The organism is Streptomyces sp. MGP-BFMKR1 (assembly GCF_057766585.1).
On the sequence record NZ_CM173408.1, the window covers coordinates 1687552 to 1706001 of the forward strand.

Consider the following 18450-nt stretch of genomic DNA (forward strand, 5'->3'; position numbering starts at 1 on the left):
GAGCGCGGCCGTCCTGAAAGGGCCGTAGTGGTGCCGGATAACCCGGCCTTAGCGTGCGCCACCCGGGCGGCGGCCCGCATCTCCCTCGAATGGTTGGGGCTGCGGATTTTCCTGGGATAGGCGGGGCCGGGTGAGCGGGAGAATTCCGCGAACTTCTCCTCGCGGAACGCTCGCGCGCGGCAGGGCGTCCTTGTCTCGCACCGTCCGATGACGCAGCATGCTCGAATGCGCTTCTCCCTCAACATCCCGAACTTCGGAGACTTCGCCGACGTCCGTACGGTGGCCCAGGTCGCGGTGGCGGCGGAGGAGGCCGGCTGGGACGGCCTGTTCGTCTGGGACCACGTGGTGCACGAGAAGTACCACCGCCGCTCCTTCGGTGACCCCTGGATGCTGCTGACCGCCGCCGCGCTGGCCACCTCGCGGATCAGGCTCGGCACCATGGTCACCCCGGTCGCCCGGCGCCGGCCGCAGCAACTGGCCCGACAGGTCGCCACGTTGGACCAGCTCAGCGGTGGCCGGGTGATCCTCGGGGTGGGTCTCGGCGGGCCGATCGAGGACGAGTACGGCAGCTTCGGCGAGTCCACCGACCCCCGGGTGCTCGCCGAACGCCTCGACGAGGGGCTGGACCTGGTGACCCGCTTCTGGTCGGGCGAGGACGTGACCCACCAGGGCCGGCACTTCACGGCCCGCGAGGTGGCCCTGTTGCCCACCCCGGTGCAGCGGCCCCGGGTGCCGGTCTGGGTCGCCGGCTTCTGGCCGCGCCGCGCGCCGATGCGCCGGGCCGCCCACTGGGACGGGGCCGTGCCCCTGTTCACCTCGGCCGACCACGGGCAGGCGCCGGCCGCCGCCGAGTACCGCGAGCTGGTGGAGTACGTGCGCGGGCAGCGGGGCGACGAGCGGCGGGGCGAGCCCTTCGAGTTCGTCGTGGGCGGCATCAGCCCGGCCGATCCGGCGGGCGCCCGCGACCTGATCGGGCCGCTGCGGGACGCGGGGGCCACCTGGTGGGACGAGCGCCACCTGATCGACGACGAGGTGGACCGGCTGGCGCCGATCATGCGCCGCGTCGAGCAGGGCCCGCCGCGGCTCTAGCCGCCCGCCCACCGGGGGCGCGCCGGCCACCGCCGGCACACCTCCGGTGGGGTATGTCACCCGGCACGCCCCGGCGGGACGTTTCACCGCACGCCGACTGCCGTTCACACATCGCTGGTGAGATGCCTGGCGCGTGACGCACCCGCGTCACCTCAGTTCTGGGAGGCGCGGATGAATCTGCTGGTCAACGGCGATGCCGAGGCGGGGCCCGGCGGCACGGCGGAGCCGGTCACCGAGGTGGCCGGCTGGCGGATAGCCGAGGGGGCGCCCGCCCTCGTCGGCTACGACGTGGGCGGCGGCTACCCGACGCCGGCCGACCCCGGCCCGGCCGCGCGCGGCAGCCGGTTCTTCTCGGGCGGCGACTCGCCCCGTACGGCACTGGTGCAGGACGTGCGGCTGCCCGCCACCGGGCGCGTGGGGCGGCGCGCCGTCGACCGGGGCGCCGTGCGGTTCTCCGTCACCGCCTGGCTCGGCGGCTACGCGGGGCAGCAGGACGGGGCCCGGCTGTCCGTCGAGTTCCGCGACGCCGACGGCACGCCGCTCGCCCTGGCCGTGCTCGGCCCCGTGGCGGCGGCCGAGCGCGCGGGCCGTACCGGGCTGGTGGAACGCACCAGCTCCGGCACCGTGCCGCCGGGCGCGCGCACCGCCCGCGCCCTGCTCGTCTTCACCCGCGCCGGTGGCGGCACGTCCAACGACGGCTACGCCGACGCCCTGTCCCTGACCCTCACCCACCACCGCGGAGGCCGGGCGTGAAGCTCAACCGTCGTGACCTGCTCAAGGCGGCTGCCGCCGCCGGTGCCCTGAACGTCGTCTGGCCGCTGAGCGCCGGCCTGTCCCCCGCGCAGGCCCGCGAGGCCGCCGAGGCGCTGGGCGCCGACTACGACCCCGCCCCCTTCACGCTCGGCATAGCCTCCGGCGACCCGCAGCCGGACAGCGTCGTGCTGTGGACCCGGCTGGCGCCCGAGCCGCTGGCCGCCGAGCAGAAGCTGCCCGAGATCGTCGAGGTCGAGTGGGTGGTGGCGGCCGACGCGCGGCTGCGCCGGGTGGTGGCGCGCGGCACGGTCGCCGCGTCCGCGACGCTGGGCCACAGCGTGCACGTGCCCGTCCGCGGGCTGCTCCCCGGGCGCCACTACTGGTACGGCTTCCGCGCGCTCGGCAAGCGCAGCCGGGTGGGACGCACCAAGACCGCGCCGGTCGGCCGCGTCTCCTCGGTGCGCTTCGCCGCCGCCAACTGCCAGGCGTTCCACGACGGTTTCTACGCCGCCCACCGCGGCATAGCCCGCGAGAACGTCGACTTCGTGATGCACCTGGGCGACTACATCTACGAGCACGGCCCGGTCGGCGGCGACCACGTGCGCGACCACAACGCGCCCGAGGTCCTGACGCTGGCCGACTACCGGGCGCGGCACGCGCTCTACAAGGGCGACGCGTCGCTGCGCGAGGCGCACGCGGCCCACCCGTGGTTCCTGACCTGGGACGACCACGAGGTGGTCAACGACTACAGCGGGACCGGCGGCGGGGCGCCGTTCATGCGGCGCCGGGCCGCCGCGTACCAGGCGTGGTACGAGCACATGCCGCACCGCGACGCCAGTGGTTCGGCGCTGCCCGACCCGGAGATCCACCGAGTGCGGCGCTGGGGCGACCTGCTGGAGCTGACCGTCCTCGACCTGCGCTCCTACCGCTCCGCGCAGAACCTGCCGGACGGGACCATCCTGGGCGGCGCGCAGAAGGAGTGGCTCAAGCGCGGCGTGGACCGGGCCGGTGACGCCTGGCACTGCTGGGCCAACTCGATCATGCTCAGCCAGCTCCGCGGCCGGCCCGGCGGCGGCTACATGTTCACCGACCAGTGGGACGGCTTCCTCGCCGAGCGCAAGGAGGTGCTCACCCACGTGCACGACGCGGGCCTGGAGGACCTCGTGGTGATCACCGGCGACTGGCACTCGGCGTTCGTGGACGACGTACGGCCCGACTACGACGACGCCTCGTCCCCCGTCATCGGCACCGAGTTCACCGCGCACTCGGTCACCTCGGGCGCCTACAGCGCGGACTGGAACAAGACCAACGGGCCGCTGATGGGCGCGGCCAACCCGCACCTCCAGTACTTCGAGGGCAACCGCTACGGCTACGACGTGTACGAGGTCACGCCCGAGCGCTGGAGCACCCACATGCGGGTGATCGGCGACCGGCGCGACCCGGTGTCCCCGGTGACCACGCTCACCACCTTCCACGTGGACCGTGGTCGCGCGGGCGCGTACGAGGACGAGGGCACCAAGGGCTCGCCGGCGCAGTACCGCAGGCCCACCGGCCGCTAGCCGGCCGGGCGGCGCCGTGGCGCCCGGAGGCGGGGTCGCGGGGTCGCGGGGCCGCACGGTCCCGCGACCCCGCGCCGGGCACGCCCGGCGCCGCCGGTGGCTCAGGCCGGGAGCAGGCCGGGGACGAGCAGGTCGATCTGGCGCAGGACGCCGTCGTCGCCGCCGAGTTGCGGGAAGTCCGGCAGCGCCTGCTGGCAGAGCGCGATGAGCTGGTCCCGCATGTCCCCGTCGCGCGGGTCGGTGGAGAAGGCGTAGAACTCGAAGGGCGGGCCGACCCGGGCGTGCTTCATCGGGAGCGGGGTGGAGACCAGGAGTTCGGCGACGGGGTAGAGGACGCCCTGCATGACGGCGATGAAGACGCGCTCCATGTGGTAGCGCTTGGGGTCGTTGACCCACCGCGCGTCGGCGACGGGCGTCGCGTACAACTGGTCGAGCAGCCGCAGCATGTAGGTGAAGGCGGCGTTGAACAGGGCCAGCGGGCGGTGGATGGGCAGGCCCTGGTAGTCCTTCAGGTGCGGGCTGGTGGCCAGCGTCTGTTCGACGGCGAGGTCGGAGTCGATGTTGACCTCCGCCTCGCGGGTGCCGTCCACGATGCCGATGCCCTCGATGTGGCGGAGCATCCGGTTGAAGCGCTCGAAGTGGGTGTACTCCTCAAGGCCCGGGCGCGGGTTGTTCGGGTTCTTGGGCACCGTGCCCTTGCTCGGGTCGGCGCCCTCGCCCTGGTCGATGATGATGTTCAGGGCCTGGAGGGCGGTCTTCTGGTCGGTGACGATGACCGGCTTCCCGCCGCCGTACTCGTTCCAGAACCCGCGGTTGTACTGGCACCCGCGCGCGCCGTCCTTGTTCCAGGGGATCTCGCCCTTGCCGTCCAGGTGCTTGACGCCCTCGATGACCCGGCGGTACAGCTCGCCGATGGTGGCGTACTCCCAGACGTCGCCGTCCTTGTGCACGATGCCGTCGGCGACCTCCTGGCCGGCGGGCAGGTCGTCGCTGGCGGGCACCTTGTGCGGCTTCTCGATCTCCAGGAAGGTGTTGCGCACCAGGTCGGTGGAGAGCGGGCCGAGCGCCAGCGGCAGGGCCGGGTGGCGGTGCGGCAGGTCGCTGGGGAACGTCGGGACGAAGTTCGCGTCGCAGAACCGGATGCGGTCCCCCGCCCCGATCCCCACCAGCACGTTGCGCGCCAGGCACAGGTGCAGCATCTCCTCGACGGCGATGCCGAGGAGGGTGCGCAGCGCCCCGATGCCCGGGGACCACTGCGAGTAGCCGCGGGTCTTGATGGAGTACGCGGCGTACAGGTACGGCCCGATGGTGCACATCTCCACCTTGGCCGCGGCGTGCAGGTGGGAGACCAGCTCCTCGTACGTCTCGATCCTGCGGGTCGGGACGAGCGGCTCGGGCGGAGTGAAGGGCGGGGCGGCGAGTCGGGGGGCCTGGGTGGGTGCCGTGGCGGTCACGGGGCGGGCGTCCTTTCGCGGGTGGGGGTGCGCGCGGGGCGTCGCGGGGGTGTGGGGGGACGGTGGCGCGGGGCGGGCGGCGGGATGAGGAGGCCGGCGGTCGTCCAGGCGCGCAGCCAGCGCGCGCCACGGGCCGCGGGGACCGCGCCGAGCGCCTCGCGCGCCGTCGCGGCGTGGGGCAGCGCGCGGAGCACGGCGTACTGGTCCGGGGAGAGTTCGCGCAGGACGACCGTGTAGTCGCGGCGGCTGACGGCCAGGTGGGTCGGCCGGTACCGCGGCCGGTCCGGGGCGGTAGTGCCGCGCCGCGCCGCCAGCAGGTACGGGTGGACGACGGCGCGCGTGCGCAGCAGCCGCAGGCACGGGGCCGGGGTCGGGGGCGCGCCGTCCAGCCAGGCCGCGTCGGGGAGGTCGGCCGGCGGCTGCTCCCGTCCGTCCCGCTCCGCCCGCGCGGCCAGTTCCTCCGTCCCCTCCGCGTCGAGGACCTCGCCGTACGTCCGCTCCAGGTGGGCCAGGTCCACGAGGAGGTCGATCCACCGCTCGCGGGCCGCGGGGGCGAGGTGGGCGTCGGGGCGGTGGCGTTCGAGGTGGTCGGCGAACCGGTCGCCGAGCCGGGCCAGGGCCCAGGAGCGCGGCGGGCAGGCGTGCAGGTACTCGGCGCAGAAGCGGTCGAAGAGGTCGTCGCCGAGGAGGAGGCGCAACGCCGGGTACGTGGTGCGCAGGGACTCGATGAGCCGCGTCCGGTAGCTCGTGCGGTACAGGTCCAGGCACGCTCGCGGGTCGAGCGCGCCGCCGGCGGCCAACACCCGGTGTGCCGCGTCCGGTTCGGGCGGGTCGGCGGCGAGGAGCGCGGCCTGGAACCAGCCCTGGAGTTCGGCCAGGGTGCCCGGCGCGCGGGCCGGGTCAGCCACGGACGGCCCCGGCCGGGGACGGGCGCCGGGCGCGGCGGCGCGCCCGGTCGGCCTCGGCGGCCAGCGTGGGGAACGGCGGCAGGTGGTCGTCCCACTCGATGAGCGTGCTGACGCCGCCGGTGTGCTCCACCACCCGCTCGTACAGCTCCCACACGGGCTCCGCGACGGGCGCGTCGTGGGTGTCCACGATGTGCGTGCCCCGGTGCCGGTGCCCGGCCAGGTGGGTGTAGGCCACCCGCTGGTGCGGCAGGTGGCGCAGGTAGGCGTGGGGGTCGAAGCCGTGGTTGACGGAGGAGACGTAGACGTTGTTGACGTCCAGCAGCACGGCGCAGTCGGCCTCCTCCGCGACCCGGGTGACGAACTCCCACTCGGGCATCGCCGACCCGGCGAAGCCGACGTAGCTGCTCGGGTTCTCCAGCGCGATGGTGCGCCCCAACACGTCCTGGACCCGCCGTACCCGGCGTACGACGTGGCGCAGGGTCTCCTCGGTGAAGGGCAGAGGCAGCAGTTCGTGGCTGTGCGCGCCGGCCACGCCCGTCCAGCACAGGTGGTCCGAGACCCAGACGGCGCGGACCTCGTCGGCCAGGCGGCGCAGCAGGGCCAGGTAGTCGCGGTCCAGCGGGTCGGTGCTGCCGATGGACAGGCACACCCCGTGCAGGAGGACGGGGTAGCGCTCGGCGATCTCGGTCAGCGCGCGGCGCCGCGCGCCGTGGCAGTCCAGGTAGTTCTCGGTGATCGCCTCGAAGAAGTCCACCGCGGGCCAGTGCGCGCGGACGTGGGGCACGTGCGGGCCGCGCAGTCCGACGCCGAAGCCGAGGCGGCGCGCGCCCGGGCCGACGGTCCCGGCCCGCGTGCCCGCCTCAGGCATGGGTGGGCTTCTTGATGACGTCGTACGGGGGGATCACGTCGTCGGGCCAGCCCTGTCCGGGCGAGGGGCCGAAGGCGAGGCCCGCCTCGTACATCCGGGCCTCGAACAGCTTGCGCGCCAGCTTCCACACGCTCTTGCCCTTGTGCGGGCCGCAGGCGTGCACCCGGCTCTCGTTGATGGGGCTGGCGCAACTGCCGTTCCAGCGGCACGCCTGCTCGCCCGGGTGGGCCTGCTCGTAGTCGCTGCCGGCGTACCCGCAGCCGCCGAGGCCCCGGCAGGCGCCCTCGCCGTGGCAGACGTGCACGACCGTGGCGCACTGGCCCATGCCGGCCATCGGGGCCGTTCCCGGCGCGTCCTGGTTGCGGCAGGAGTTCAGGCCCATGCAGACGTGCAGTTCCCTGGGCTGGTCGTCTTCCGGCCACGAGACACCGCTGTCGGGAGCCTCGCCGAGATGGAGCTGGCGTCCCTCGCCCGACTCGTGGTGGCCGGCCTTCACGTCGGCGACGATGGCGTGCACCGCGGCGCGCGCCCGCTCGACGTCCTCCGAGTTCACGGTGCCGTCCGGGGACACGTGGCCGTTTCCCTGACTCATGGATCTACCTCCTCGCTCATCGATCGGATGTCGACACGGCGAGCATGTGTCGCGGAGTCGCCATCGTGCCCGACCTGACGTGCCGTCTCCCTTCCCACGGAACGCGCGGCGCCCGAATCCCGCGAATGGCCGACGCGTCGGGCGGGCCGTTCGGCCGGAGCCGGGCGGGGGACGGGGCCGGTCGGTGTGGCGGGCGGGGGCCGGTCGGTGCGGCGGGCGGGGGCCGGTCAGTTCCGGGGTGGCGGCGGGTCGTGGTGGATGGGGGTGTGCGCGCCGGTCAGCGGGGTGCCGGTGCCGCCGCGGCGGTCGGCCACGATCTCGGCCGCGATGGACAGGGCCGTCTCCTCGGGCGTGCGGGCGCCGAGGTCGAGGCCGATGGGCGAGCGCAGCCGGGACAGTTCGCGCTCGGTCAGGCCAGCGGCGCGCAGCCGTCGCAGGCGGTCCAGGTGGGTGCGCCGGGAGCCCATGGCGCCGACGTAGCCGACCGGCAGCCGCAGCGCGCGCTCAAGGAGCGGGACGTCGAACTTGGCGTCGTGGGTGAGCACGCACAGCACGGTGCGGCCGTCGATGCCGCCGTCCGCGCGCCCCTCGTCGGCCCCCTCCCCCGCGCGCGCCCCGTCCGGCGCGGTCCGGGCGGAGCGGGTGACCTGCGCGTCCAGGTAGCGGTGCGGCCAGTCGGCCACCACCTCGTCGGCCTCCGGGAAGCGTTCGGGCGTCGCGAAGACCGGGCGGGCGTCGCACACGCTCACGTGGTAGCCGAGGAACCTACCGACCCGTACCAGCGCGCTCGCGAAGTCCACCGCGCCGAAGATGATCATGTGCGGGGCCGGCACGCTGGACTCCACGAGCACGGTGACCGGCTCGCCGCAGCGTTCGCCCGTCGCGCCGATGGTGCGGGTGTCGGTGCGGCCCGCGTCCAGCAGGGCGGCGGCCTCGGCCGCCGCGGTGCGGTCCAGCGCCGGGTCGCCGCCGAGCGATCCGGTGTACCCACCGCCGGGCCGCACCAGCAGGGCGCCGCCGATGAGTTCGGCCGGGCCCGCGACGACCCGCGCCAGCGCCGCCGCCCGCCCGTGGGCCGCGGCGTCCAGCGCCGCCGCCAGCGTCGCCGACGCCTCCCCGGCCCCCCGGCCACCGGGCCCGGCGTCGCCGGCACGGGCCGGGTCGCCGCCGCGCACCGGCGTGACCAGTACGTCGATGACCCCGCCGCAGGTCAGGCCGACGGCGAAGGCGTCGTCGTCGCTGTAGCCGAAGCGTTCGACGGTGCTGCGCCCGCTCTCCAGGGCCCGCTGGCACAGCTCGTACACGGCCCCCTCCACGCAGCCGCCGGAGACCGAGCCGATGGCCGCGCCGTCGGCGTCCACGGCCAGCGCGGCGCCTACCTCGCGGGGCGCGCTGCCGCTCACGGCCACCACCGTGGCGGCGGCGAAGTCCCGCCCCCGCGCGCGCCACCGCGTCAGTTCGTCGGCGATGTCCAACATGGTCCTCAGCTCCCTCGGCGTCACGGGCGGGCACGGTGTACGGGGCGTGTCGCTCGGTCAGGCCGCCCCGAGCCAGCCCTCGATGGGGTGCAGGGCGAAGTAGACCGCGAAGACGACGGCCAGCGCCCACAGGAAGGGGCCCGGCTCGCGCCATTGCCCCCGCGCGGCCCTGAGACAGACGTACGCGATGACGCCGGCGCCGACGCCGACGGTGATCGAGTACGTGAACGGCATGAGCGCCACGGTCAGGAACACCGGCACGGCCACCGTGTGGTCGGCCCAGTCCACGTGGCGGGCGTCGCGCAGCATCATCGCGCCGATCACCACCAGGGCCGCGGCGGCCACCTGGGCCGGCACCATCTGGGTGAGCGGCGTGAGGAAGAGGCAGGCCGCGAAGAAGAGGCCGGTGACGACGCTGGCGAGCCCGGTGCGGGCGCCCTCGCCGACGCCGGTGGCGGACTCGATGAAGACCGTCTGGCCCGACGCGCCGCTCACGCCGCCGACGGCCCCGCCCGCGCCGTCGACGAACAGCGCCCTGCTGAGCCCGGGCATGCGGCCCCGCTCGTCCGCCAGCCGGGCCTGCGTGCCGACGCCGATGATGGTGGCCATGGCGTCGAAGAAGCCGGCGAGCACCAGCGTGAAGACGATGACGCCGACGGTCACGCCGCCGATCTCGCCCCAGCCGCCGAACTCCACCTGCCCGATGAGCGAGAAGTCCGGCCGCGAGACGGCGTGTTCCGGCAGCTCCGGCGGCCGGCCGCCCCAGGTCGCGGCCGGCAGGTCGCCGACCGCCTGCACGACCACGGCGCCGACGGTGCCGGCCACGATGCCGATGAGCAGCGCGCCGGGGACCTCGCGGGCCTGCAACATGAAGATCAGCAGCAGCGTCACGCAGAAGATCAGCACGGGCCAGCCACGGAGTTCGCCGTCCACGCCGAGCGTGACGGGCGCGCCGGCGCCGACGAAGCCCGCCTTGACGAGGCCGAGCAGCGCGATGAACATCCCGATGCCCATGGTGATGCCGTGCCGCAGCGGCGCCGGGATGGCGTTCATGATCGCCTCGCGGAGCCCGGTGACCGCCAGGAGCATGATGACGGCGCCGTAGACGACGCACATGCCCATCGCCTGCGGCCACGTCATGTACGGCACCACCTGGGTGGTGAGGACGGCGGAGACGCTCAGCCCGGCGGCCAGCGCCAGCGGCACCTTGCCGACCAGGCCCATCAGCAGCGTGGTGACGGCGGCGGCCAGGGCGGTCGCCGTGATCAGCGCGGACCGCTCCAGGCTGTGCTCGGCGGCGTCGGGCCCGCCCAGCAGCACGGGGTTGAGCAGCAGGATGTAGGCCATCGCCATGAAGGTGGTGACGCCGCCGCGCACCTCGCGGGCGAGCGTCGAGCCGCGCGCGGAGATGTGGAAGTAGCGGTCGATCCGGGACCGGGCGCCGGGTGGTGGCGGGTCGGCGCCCGCCTCGTCGGCCGTGGTCGGTGGCCGGGGTGACGGTCGGGTCATGGTGCGTGTCTCCCAGGGGTGAGGGCGCCCGCGGCGACCGCGGGGCGCGGGGACGCTGCCGCACGACCCGGGGGACGGCCCGAGACGAACGCTCGCTCTCCTTCGGTGCGCTGGCCTCCTCGGAATCGGTCGCGATGCCGGGCCCGCCCGCGCGTGGGCGGGCCCGACATCGCCGGGCCCCGGTCCCGCGCGCGGCCGGGGCCGGGGTCGTCGTGGGTCAGGTGCGGGTCAGGTGCCGGTGAGGTGCTCGGGGCGTACGGGCACCCGGCGCAGCGGGAGGCCCGTGGCCGCGCGGATGGCGGCGACGATGGCGGGCGTGGCCGAGAGGGTGGGCGCCTCCCCGACGCCACGCAGCCCGTACGGGGCGTGCGGGTCGGCGAGTTCGAGCACGTCGACGGGGATGCTCGGGGTGTCGACGATGGTGGGGATGAGGTAGTCCGTGAAGGACGGGTTGCGCACCTTCCCGCCCGCGACGACGATCTCCTCAAGGACGGCGAGGCCGAGCCCCTGCGTGCTGCCGCCCTGGATCTGGCCGGTGACCGACAGCGGGTTGAGCGCCTTGCCGACGTCCTGCGCGCAGGCCAGCTCCACGACCTTGACCAGGCCGAGTTCGGCGTCCACCTCGACCACGGCGCGGTGCGCGGCGAACGAGTACTGCACGTGCCCGAAGCCCTGCCCCGTGTGCGGGTCCAGCGCCTCGGTCGGGCGGTGCCGCCACTCCCGTTCCACGTCGATGACCTCGTCCCCGAGCACGTCCGCCAGGTCGGCCAGCACCTCGCCGCCGTCCGTGACGACCTTGCCGCCCTCCAGGAGCAGTTCGGCCGTGGCCCAGGCCGGGTGGTGGCTGCCGAACCGGGCCCGGCCGAGGTCGAGCACCCGCTCGCGGACGAGCGCGCACACGTGCCGGATCGCGCCACCGGTGACGTAGGTCTGGCGGGAGGCGGAGGTGGAGCCGGCGGAGCCGATGCGGGTGTCGGCGGGGTGGATGGTCACCTCGGCGACGCCGAGTTCGGTGCGGGCGATCTGCGCGTGCACCGTGACGCCGCCCTGGCCGACCTCGGCCATCGCGGTGTGCACCGCCGCGACCGGCTCGCCCGCCACCGCCTGGAGGCGCACCCGGGCGGTGGAGTAGTCGTCGAACCCCTCCGAGAAACCGACGTTCTTGACGCCGACGGCGTAGCCGACGCCGCGCACCACGCCCTCGCCGTGCGTGGTGTTCGCCCGGCCGCCGGGCAGCGCGCGCACGTCGATGGTCTCGCCCGCCTCGTCGGCGGTGACCCACTGCCGCTCGGGCGGCATCGGCATCGCCCGTACCCGGCGCAGCAGTTCGGCCACCGGCGCCGGCGAGTCCACCACCTGCCCGGTGGGCATCGCGGCGCCCTGGGACAGGGCGTTGCGCCGCCTCAGCTCCACCGGGTGCAGGCCGAGCGCGGCGGCGAGCTTGTCCATCTGCGACTCGTACGCGAAGCACGCCTGGACGGCGCCGAAGCCGCGCATGGCGCCGCAGGGCGGGTTGTTGGTGTAGAGCGCGAGGGCCTCGATGTCGACGTTGTCGATGGCGTACGGGCCGGCGCCGAGCGAGGCCGCGTTGCCGACGACCGCCGGGGACGCCGAGGCGTAGGCGCCGCCGTCGAGCACGATGCGGCAGGTCAGGTACTGGATGACGCCGTCGCGGCTGGCCCCGTGCTCGTAGTGCAGCCTGGCCGGGTGGCGGTGCACGTGGCCGAAGAACGACTCGAACCGGTTGTAGACCATCTTGACGGGCTTGCCGGTGTGCAGCGCGAGCAGGCAGGCGTGGGCCTGCATGGACAGGTCCTCGCGCCCGCCGAAGGCGCCGCCGACGCCGGAGAGCGTCATCCGCACCTTGTCCTCGGGCAGGCCGAGGACGGGCGCGAGCTGGCGCAGGTCGGAGTGGAGCCACTGGGTGGCGATGTACAGGTCGACGCCGCCGTCGGCGGCGGGCACGGCGAGCCCCGACTCGGGGCCGAGGAACGCCTGGTCCTGCATGCCGATCTCGTAGTCGCCGCTGACCACGACGTCGGCGCGGGCCCGGGCCGCGGCCACGTCGCCGCGCGTGATGGGTTGCCGGTGCACGATGTTGGGGTGCGGCACGTGGGCCGCGTGCGCGTCGGTGCGCCCGGGGTGCAGCACCGGCGCGTCGGGGGCCAGCGCGCTGGCCTCGTCGGTGATCGGGGTCAGCTCCCGGTAGTCCACGACGATTCTGGCGGCGGCCCGGCGCGCGGTCTCCGGGTGGTCGGCGGCGACGACGGCCACCGGCTCGCCGTGGCAGCGCACCACGTCCCGGGCCAGCACCGGCTGGTCGGCGATCTCCAGCCCGTAGTGGGTGGCGGCGGGCAGGTCGGCGTGGGTGAGGACGGCGTACACGCCGGGCACCCGCAGCGCCTGGCTCACGTCGACGGAGCGGATCTCGGCGTACGCGTGCGGGCTGCGCAGCGTGTGGCCCCACAGCATGTCCTCGTGCCACAGGTCGGAGGCGTACGCGAAGTCGCCGGTGACCTTGAGCGTGCCGTCCGGGCGCGGCGTGGACTCGCCGACGCCTCCCTGGGCCTGGCTGGCCTGCGTGAGGCTGGCAGGGATGCGGGTGGCGCCCATGGTCAGCCTCCCTGGCTCGCGCGGGCGGCGGCCAGGCGCACCGCGTCCATGATGGCCTCGTAGCCGGTGCAGCGGCACAGGTTGCCGGCCAGCGCCTCGCGGATGTCCTCGTCGGACGGCTCGCTGGTGCGTTCCAGGAGTTCGTCGGCGGCCACCAGCAGGCCCGGGGTGCAGAAGCCGCACTGCACGGCGCCGGCGTCCAGGAACGCCTGTTGGATCGGGGCGAGTTCGCTGTTGGCCGGGTCGGCGGGGCTGGCCTGCCAGCTCCAGGCCGCGGCGAGGTCGGTGCCGGGGGCGGGCTCGGGGGTGTCCGGGGGCGGCGCGGGCGTGTCGTGGGTCGCGGGTCGGTCGGCGGCCCGCTGCCTGGCGTGGTCCGCCAGGCCCTCGACGGTGAGCACCTCGCGCTCGTGGGCCTGGCCGGCGGCGACCAGGCAGGCGCAGACCGGGACGCCGTCCAGGCGCACCGTGCACGAGCCGCACTCGCCCTGTTCGCAGGCGTTCTTGGAGCCGGGCAGGCCGAGCCGCTCGCGCAGCACGTACAGCAGGCTCTCGCCCTCCCACACGTCGTCCGCCGTCTGCGGGCGTCCGTTGACCGTCAGGTTCACGCGCATCGCGGTGCGCCTCCTTCCGTGCTGCCGATGTGGTCCCGGTAGCTCTCCCAGGCCCAGTCGAGGGTGCGGCGGGCCAGCACCGCCACCGCGTGCCGGCGGTAGGCGGCGGTACCGCGCACGTCGTCGATGGGGTTGCAGGCGCCGGCGGCCAGCTCGGCGAACTCGCGGACGAGCGCCCGCGGCAGCGGCTCGCCGCTGGCCCACAGGTCGCCGTCGGCGAGGGCGGCGGCCAGGAACTCCTCGGCCGTCCTGGCGCGCACCGGGGTCGGCGCGGCCGAGCCGATGCCGGTGCCGACGCGGCGCTGTCGCGGGTGGAGCGCGAGCCCGAAGGCGCAGACGGCGATCACCATGGCGTTGCGGGTGCCGACCTTGGCGAACTGCTGCGGGCCGGTGGCCCGGGTGATCCGTACCGCCCTGATCAGCTCGTCCGGCTCCAAAGCGGAGCGCTTGACACCGGTGAAGAAGTCGTCGATGGGGATCAGCCGGGTGCCGCGCACCGACTCCGCCTCCACCTCGGCGCCGGCGGCCAGCAGCGCGGGGTGGCAGTCCCCGGCCGGCGACGCCGCGCCCAGGTTGCCGCCCACGCTGCCGCGGTTGCGAATCTGCGGCGAGCCCACGGTGTGGGCGGCGAGCGCCAGGCCGGGCAGTTCGGCGCGCAGGTGCGTCATGATCCGCGTGTACGGGACGGCCGCGCCGAGCCGTACCCGCTCGTCGCCCACCTCCCAGGTGTACAGGTCGGCGACGCGGGTCAGGTCGATGAGGTGGGCGGGACGGCGGTGGTCGAAGTTGATCTCGACCATGACGTCCGTGCCGCCCGCGATGGGCACCGCCGAAGGGTGCTCCGCCTTCGCGGCGAGCGCTTCCCCCCAGGTTGTGGGGCGCAGGAAGTCCATGGGTGTGCTCTTCTCGGATAGCGGGGCTGCGGGGCGGGGCCCTCGCGGGACCCACCGAGCGGATGGTCATGTCCAGTTCACGCGGCCTGCCTCCAGTACACCGAGGCGCGACACGCCCGGTGCAGTCACCGAACGCATGAAGCAGTTGGCTGGCCAGCGGCCCGGTCTTGTAGATTCGAACGAACGACGTGGAGTGCGTGCCCTGGCGTTCACCCCACCTGACCTGCGCCACGGGTACCCCGCACGGGCCGGCCGCCACGACCGCGCCGCCCGGCGGGACCGCCCACCGCGCCGTGCCCCCACCCCGGGCGCCCCACCACCCGGGCGCCCCCGCCCCGGCTCCCCGGCCGAGCCGGGCGCCCGCCCCACGAGACAGATCGGTTGACGAGACGATGCGGCTGCGCGCACTGCTGGACACCGACGCCCTTGGCCTGCGCCTGCTCGGCGGCGAGGAGGAGCTCGACCGCACCGTGCGCGGCGTGATGACCACCGACCTACGCGACCCCAGCCGCTACCTGTCCGGCGGCGAGCTGGTCCTCACCGGCCTCGCCTGGCACCGCGAGCCGGCCGACTCGGAGCGGTTCGTACGCATCCTGACGGCCGCCGGGGTCGCCGGGCTGGCGGCCGGCGAGGCCGAGCTGGGCTCCGTGCCCGAGGACCTGATGGTGGCGTGCGCCCGGCACCGGCTGCCGCTGTTCTCGGTGGTCGAGGACGTCTCGTTCGCGTCGATCACCGAACACGTGGTGCGGCAGGTCTCCAGCGAACGGGCCGGGGACCTGGCCGCCGTCGTGGACCGGCACCGCAGGCTGATGAGCGCGGGCCCGGCGGGCGGCGGCCCCGAGGTGGTGCTCGACCTGCTCGGCAGCGACCTGGACCTGCGCGCGTGGGTGCTGTCCGCGACGGGGCGCCAGATCGCGGGCTCGGCGCTCGCGGGCCAGGGCCCCGCGCTGCCCGCCGCGCTGCGGGCCCGGCTGGCGGGCGAACACCTGGCCGCCGTACGGGCCGGGCGGCGCTGGCCGCACCGGGTCACCGCCGGCGCGGGCACCACCTACTCCCTCTTCCCGGTCGGCGGCGGTGGCCGCGAGACACCGCGCGAGGGGCACGAGGTGCGCCAGACGGTGCTCTCGGAGTGGCTGCTCGTGGTGGAGGCCGACGCCGGCGACTGGCCCGAGGAACGGCTCGACCTGCTCCAGGGCGTCACCCAACTGATCGCCGTCGAACGCGACCGCCGGGACGCGGCCCGCACGGTGCGCCGCCGACTCGCCCAGGAGGTTCTTGAGCTGGTGCAGGCGAGCGCCCCGCCCGCGGAGATCGCCGCCCGGCTGCGGGTCGCGGCCCCGGTGCTGCTGCCGGGCCTTGGCACCGCGCCGCACTGGCAGGTGGTGGTCGCCTGGGTCGAGTGGTCGGGCACCGAGGTCGCCGGCGGCCCGGTCGCCCAGGCACTCCTCGAGGAGATCCTGGTGGACCCGACGGCGCCCGGGCCCGAGCCGTCCGACCGGATCGCGGTGGCGCACACCGGCGACGAGGCGGTGGCGCTGGTGCCGCTGCCGGCGCTGGCCGGCGACGCGCCGGACGCCGAACCGGCGGTGCGGGCGGACGCGCTGCTCGCGGCGGTACGCGAACCCCTGGCGCACGGCCTGGCCGACGACGGCCGGCTCACCATCGGGGTGAGCGCCGCCGTGCTGTCGGCCGAGGGGCTGCGCGGCGCGGTGGAGGAGGCCCGGCACGCGCGTCGGGTCGCCGCGGCCCGCCCCGGCAGCGTGTGCGCGGCCGGCCACCAGGAGCTGGCCTCGCACGTCCTGCTGCTGCCGTTCGTCCCCGACGACGTACGGCGCGCCTTCACCGCCCGGCTGCTCGACCCGCTCCGCGAGTACGACCGCCGCCACCGCGCCGAACTCGTCCCCACCCTGGAGGCGTTCCTCGCCGCCGACGGGTCCTGGACCCGCTGCGCGACCCGCCTCCACCTGCACGTCAACACGTTGCGCTACCGCGTCGGCCGCATCGAGCAGCTCACCGGCCGCGACCTGTCCCGCCTTGAGGACAAGCTGGACTTCTTCCTGGCCCTGCGGCTGGGCTGACGGCCCGGCGGGGCGCCTTCCGCCGGCGGGGCGGTGTACGAGGCGCCCCGGCGGCGGGTGGCGGGCCGGGGCGCGGGCGCCGCGCGCGGGAGCGACGGGGCGCGGGCGCCGCGCGCCAGGGGCGGGCCGTGGGCCGGCCGGGTGAGGACTGGCCGGGCGCGCGCCGCCCCGCCGCGCGCCGGCCAGGCCCGCTCAGCCGCGCCCGGCGGCCGGCGCGCGCCTAGCGCGTGAGCACCAGCGCGTCGCCCACCGCGCGCTCGCCGCTCGCGTCCGACGGCATGGTGATGAGCTTGCCGTTCACGGCCATGGCCGACGAGCCGCCACCGTCCAGGTTCATCGCCTGCCGGGCCCCCAGCGACCGCATGAGCTGGGCCGTCTCGTGCAGGCCGAGGCCGTCGCTGTAACCGGGCTGGCGGCCGGCCGTGGTCACCACGATCAGCCGGCCGCGGGCGTCCACGCCGACCGCCGTGCGCGGGTTGCGCTTGAGGCCCCAGGTGTACGCGAACGACGGCTCGTCCGGGCGGTCGATGCCGTCCGCCGCGAAGTCGACGGCCACCCTGCCGTCCCGCACCAGTCGCGGCCCACCGCTGACGATGTCGTCACGGGAGCCGAGGCGCACCTGCCGGCCGTGCTCGTCGAGGATGTTCTCCCGCACGGTCAGCCGCTGGCCGACCGCCGCGTGCTCCCGCAGCCACCGCTCCCCCTCGCCGATGCCGGCGAGCACGCTGCCGCCCGCGGGCACCGCGCCGCCGCGCGGGCGCAGCTCCAGCACCCGGCCCGAGCGGTCGAGTACGGCCTCCGCGCCCTCGCCGGCCGGGGTGGGCGCGCCGAGTTCGTCGGTGAACCGCACGATCTCGTCCGGGTCGGTGCACGTCACGTCGTGCAGCGGGCGCTCAGTGGGCAGGTCGCCGCCGGTGCCGCCGCAGTTGCGGATCTTGCCGGGGACGCGGTTGACGCCGTCGACGACCGCGGACGCGTTGCCGGCGTGCACCCGCAGACGGGTGCTCAGGTGGCGGAACTCGGGGCGCAGGCCGTCGCCGCGCAGCACCATCGCCACCCGGCCGTTGGTGGCGGCGCTCTGCAAATCGCCGTCGTACGCGGCGATGCCCGCCGCCGCTCCCGGCACCCCGTCGCGGCTTTCCATCACGAAGAACCCGGCGTTCACGGCGAGCAGCGCGCGGGAGCGGGCCGCCATGTCGCTGACGTTCTCGCGCCCCGCCACGTGGGTGCCGTAGGTGCCGCTGAGCTTCCCGCCGAACCGGGCCGGGTCGATGACGGCCACCTTGACCTGGGCCAGCCCGGTGCCGGGCGCGCCGTCGCCGCCGGTCCACTCGCTGACCGCGTCGAAGCCGGCCGCCGCCAGGGCCTTGCGCCGCGCGTCGGCCTGGTTCTGGCCGCCGAAGGCGCCCACCCGGGTGCGTACGCCGAGCAGTCCGGCGCGGTCGGCGCCGCGCGGCCAGCTCACGCGCTCCGCGCGGGGCTCGAAGCCCGCCGCGCGCAACTGGCCGGCCAGGGTGTCGGCCGCCGCCTCGGACAGCAGGTGGGCGCCGCCCGCGCCGCGCACGGTGACCGTCCAGTGGTCGGCGCCCGGCTTGCCGGCGATGACGCCCTGGTAGAGGTCGACCCCGGGCGCCAGCCGATCCCGGTCCCAACCGGCCACCGGCTTCGGCACGCCACCCCAACCACCCGCACGGGCCGCCTCCGCGGTGGGCGCGCCGGACGCGGCGCGGTGGGAGGCGGCGGCGCCCTGGGCGGTGGCGCCGGGCGCCACGAGCGCCGCGACGAGTACCGCCGCCAGCCCGGCAGGCCGCAGCGATCGAGAACGGCTGGACACCTTGAACACGTCGAACACTCCTCAGTCACTCTCCGCCGCACTGACGGCCACAACCGGGCCCGCGCCGATCAGACCCGAACGCCTTCGACCCGGCCCGGTCACGCCGCCCCGCACGGTCGACGCCGCCTCGGTCCGACCGGCCGGACGTGGCACGCCACGGCCCGCCGTCGACCCCGCCCCGCGACGCCGGCTTGGCTGAGCCGCGACCCGC

14 protein-coding genes are annotated in these 18450 nt (G+C 75.5%); 4 read left to right on the forward strand and 10 right to left on the reverse strand.

What is annotated here, in order from left to right:
* The first annotated feature begins 225 nt into the window (after positions 1-225).
* From AC3CHW_RS06155 to AC3CHW_RS06165, 3 genes are all read left to right on the forward strand, one after another.
* Complete coding sequence (locus AC3CHW_RS06155; protein ID WP_488469813.1) at positions 226-1089, forward strand: LLM class flavin-dependent oxidoreductase; 864 nt, start codon at positions 226-228, stop codon at positions 1087-1089.
* A gap of 171 nt (positions 1090-1260) precedes the next feature.
* Entirely contained in the window at positions 1261-1842 is a 582-nt protein-coding gene (locus AC3CHW_RS06160) for a phosphoesterase (protein ID WP_488469814.1), read from the forward strand.
* On the forward strand, positions 1839-3401 hold the full coding sequence (locus AC3CHW_RS06165; RefSeq protein ID WP_488469815.1) for an alkaline phosphatase D family protein: 1563 nt from the start codon (positions 1839-1841) through the stop codon (positions 3399-3401). The genes AC3CHW_RS06160 and AC3CHW_RS06165 overlap by 4 nt, the downstream gene beginning before the upstream one ends.
* A gap of 101 nt (positions 3402-3502) precedes the next feature.
* On the opposite strand, the gene AC3CHW_RS06170 is transcribed toward AC3CHW_RS06165, so the two are convergent.
* The 9 genes from AC3CHW_RS06170 to AC3CHW_RS06210 form a co-directional block, all read right to left on the reverse strand.
* Positions 3503-4855 carry a ferritin-like domain-containing protein gene (locus AC3CHW_RS06170; protein ID WP_488469816.1) on the reverse strand — a complete coding sequence of 451 codons (1353 nt, stop codon included), beginning with the start codon at positions 4853-4855 and terminating at the stop codon, positions 3503-3505.
* Complete coding sequence (locus AC3CHW_RS06175; RefSeq protein WP_488469817.1) at positions 4852-5763, reverse strand: HvfC/BufC family peptide modification chaperone; 912 nt, start codon at positions 5761-5763, stop codon at positions 4852-4854. Before AC3CHW_RS06175 ends, AC3CHW_RS06170 begins: the two co-directional genes overlap by 4 nt.
* Positions 5756-6631, reverse strand: coding sequence for an MNIO family bufferin maturase (gene bufB / locus AC3CHW_RS06180; protein ID WP_488469818.1), 876 nt, complete (start codon positions 6629-6631; stop codon positions 5756-5758). Before bufB ends, AC3CHW_RS06175 begins: the two co-directional genes overlap by 8 nt.
* Positions 6624-7223 (reverse strand): hypothetical protein, encoded by a 600-nt coding sequence (locus AC3CHW_RS06185; RefSeq protein ID WP_488469819.1) that lies wholly within the window; start codon positions 7221-7223, stop codon positions 6624-6626. Before AC3CHW_RS06185 ends, bufB begins: the two co-directional genes overlap by 8 nt.
* 227 nt (positions 7224-7450) lie before the next feature.
* Entirely contained in the window at positions 7451-8701 is a 1251-nt protein-coding gene (locus AC3CHW_RS06190) for an XdhC family protein (RefSeq protein ID WP_488469820.1), read from the reverse strand.
* A gap of 57 nt (positions 8702-8758) precedes the next feature.
* The gene (locus AC3CHW_RS06195) at positions 8759-10210 is read right to left on the reverse strand and encodes an NCS2 family permease (protein WP_459247748.1); all 1452 of its coding nucleotides are present in this window, start codon (positions 10208-10210) and stop codon (positions 8759-8761) included.
* A 228-nt stretch (positions 10211-10438) separates the two neighbouring features.
* Complete coding sequence (pucD, locus tag AC3CHW_RS06200; RefSeq protein WP_488469821.1) at positions 10439-12823, reverse strand: xanthine dehydrogenase subunit D; 2385 nt, start codon at positions 12821-12823, stop codon at positions 10439-10441.
* A gap of 2 nt (positions 12824-12825) precedes the next feature.
* Positions 12826-13434 carry a (2Fe-2S)-binding protein gene (locus AC3CHW_RS06205; RefSeq protein ID WP_488469822.1) on the reverse strand — a complete coding sequence of 203 codons (609 nt, stop codon included), beginning with the start codon at positions 13432-13434 and terminating at the stop codon, positions 12826-12828.
* Entirely contained in the window at positions 13425-14327 is a 903-nt protein-coding gene (locus AC3CHW_RS06210; protein ID WP_488469823.1) for an FAD binding domain-containing protein, read from the reverse strand. The genes AC3CHW_RS06205 and AC3CHW_RS06210 overlap by 10 nt, the downstream gene beginning before the upstream one ends.
* Positions 14328-14719: 392 nt before the next feature.
* Between AC3CHW_RS06210 and AC3CHW_RS06215 the strand changes: the two genes are divergently transcribed.
* Positions 14720-16405, forward strand: a complete 1686-nt coding sequence (locus AC3CHW_RS06215) for a PucR family transcriptional regulator (RefSeq protein ID WP_488469824.1) — start codon at positions 14720-14722, stop codon at positions 16403-16405.
* Between the two features lie 220 nt (positions 16406-16625).
* On the opposite strand, the gene AC3CHW_RS06220 is transcribed toward AC3CHW_RS06215, so the two are convergent.
* Positions 16626-18248, reverse strand: coding sequence for a phosphodiester glycosidase family protein (locus AC3CHW_RS06220; protein ID WP_488469825.1), 1623 nt, complete (start codon positions 18246-18248; stop codon positions 16626-16628).
* Positions 18249-18450: the final 202 nt, after the last annotated feature.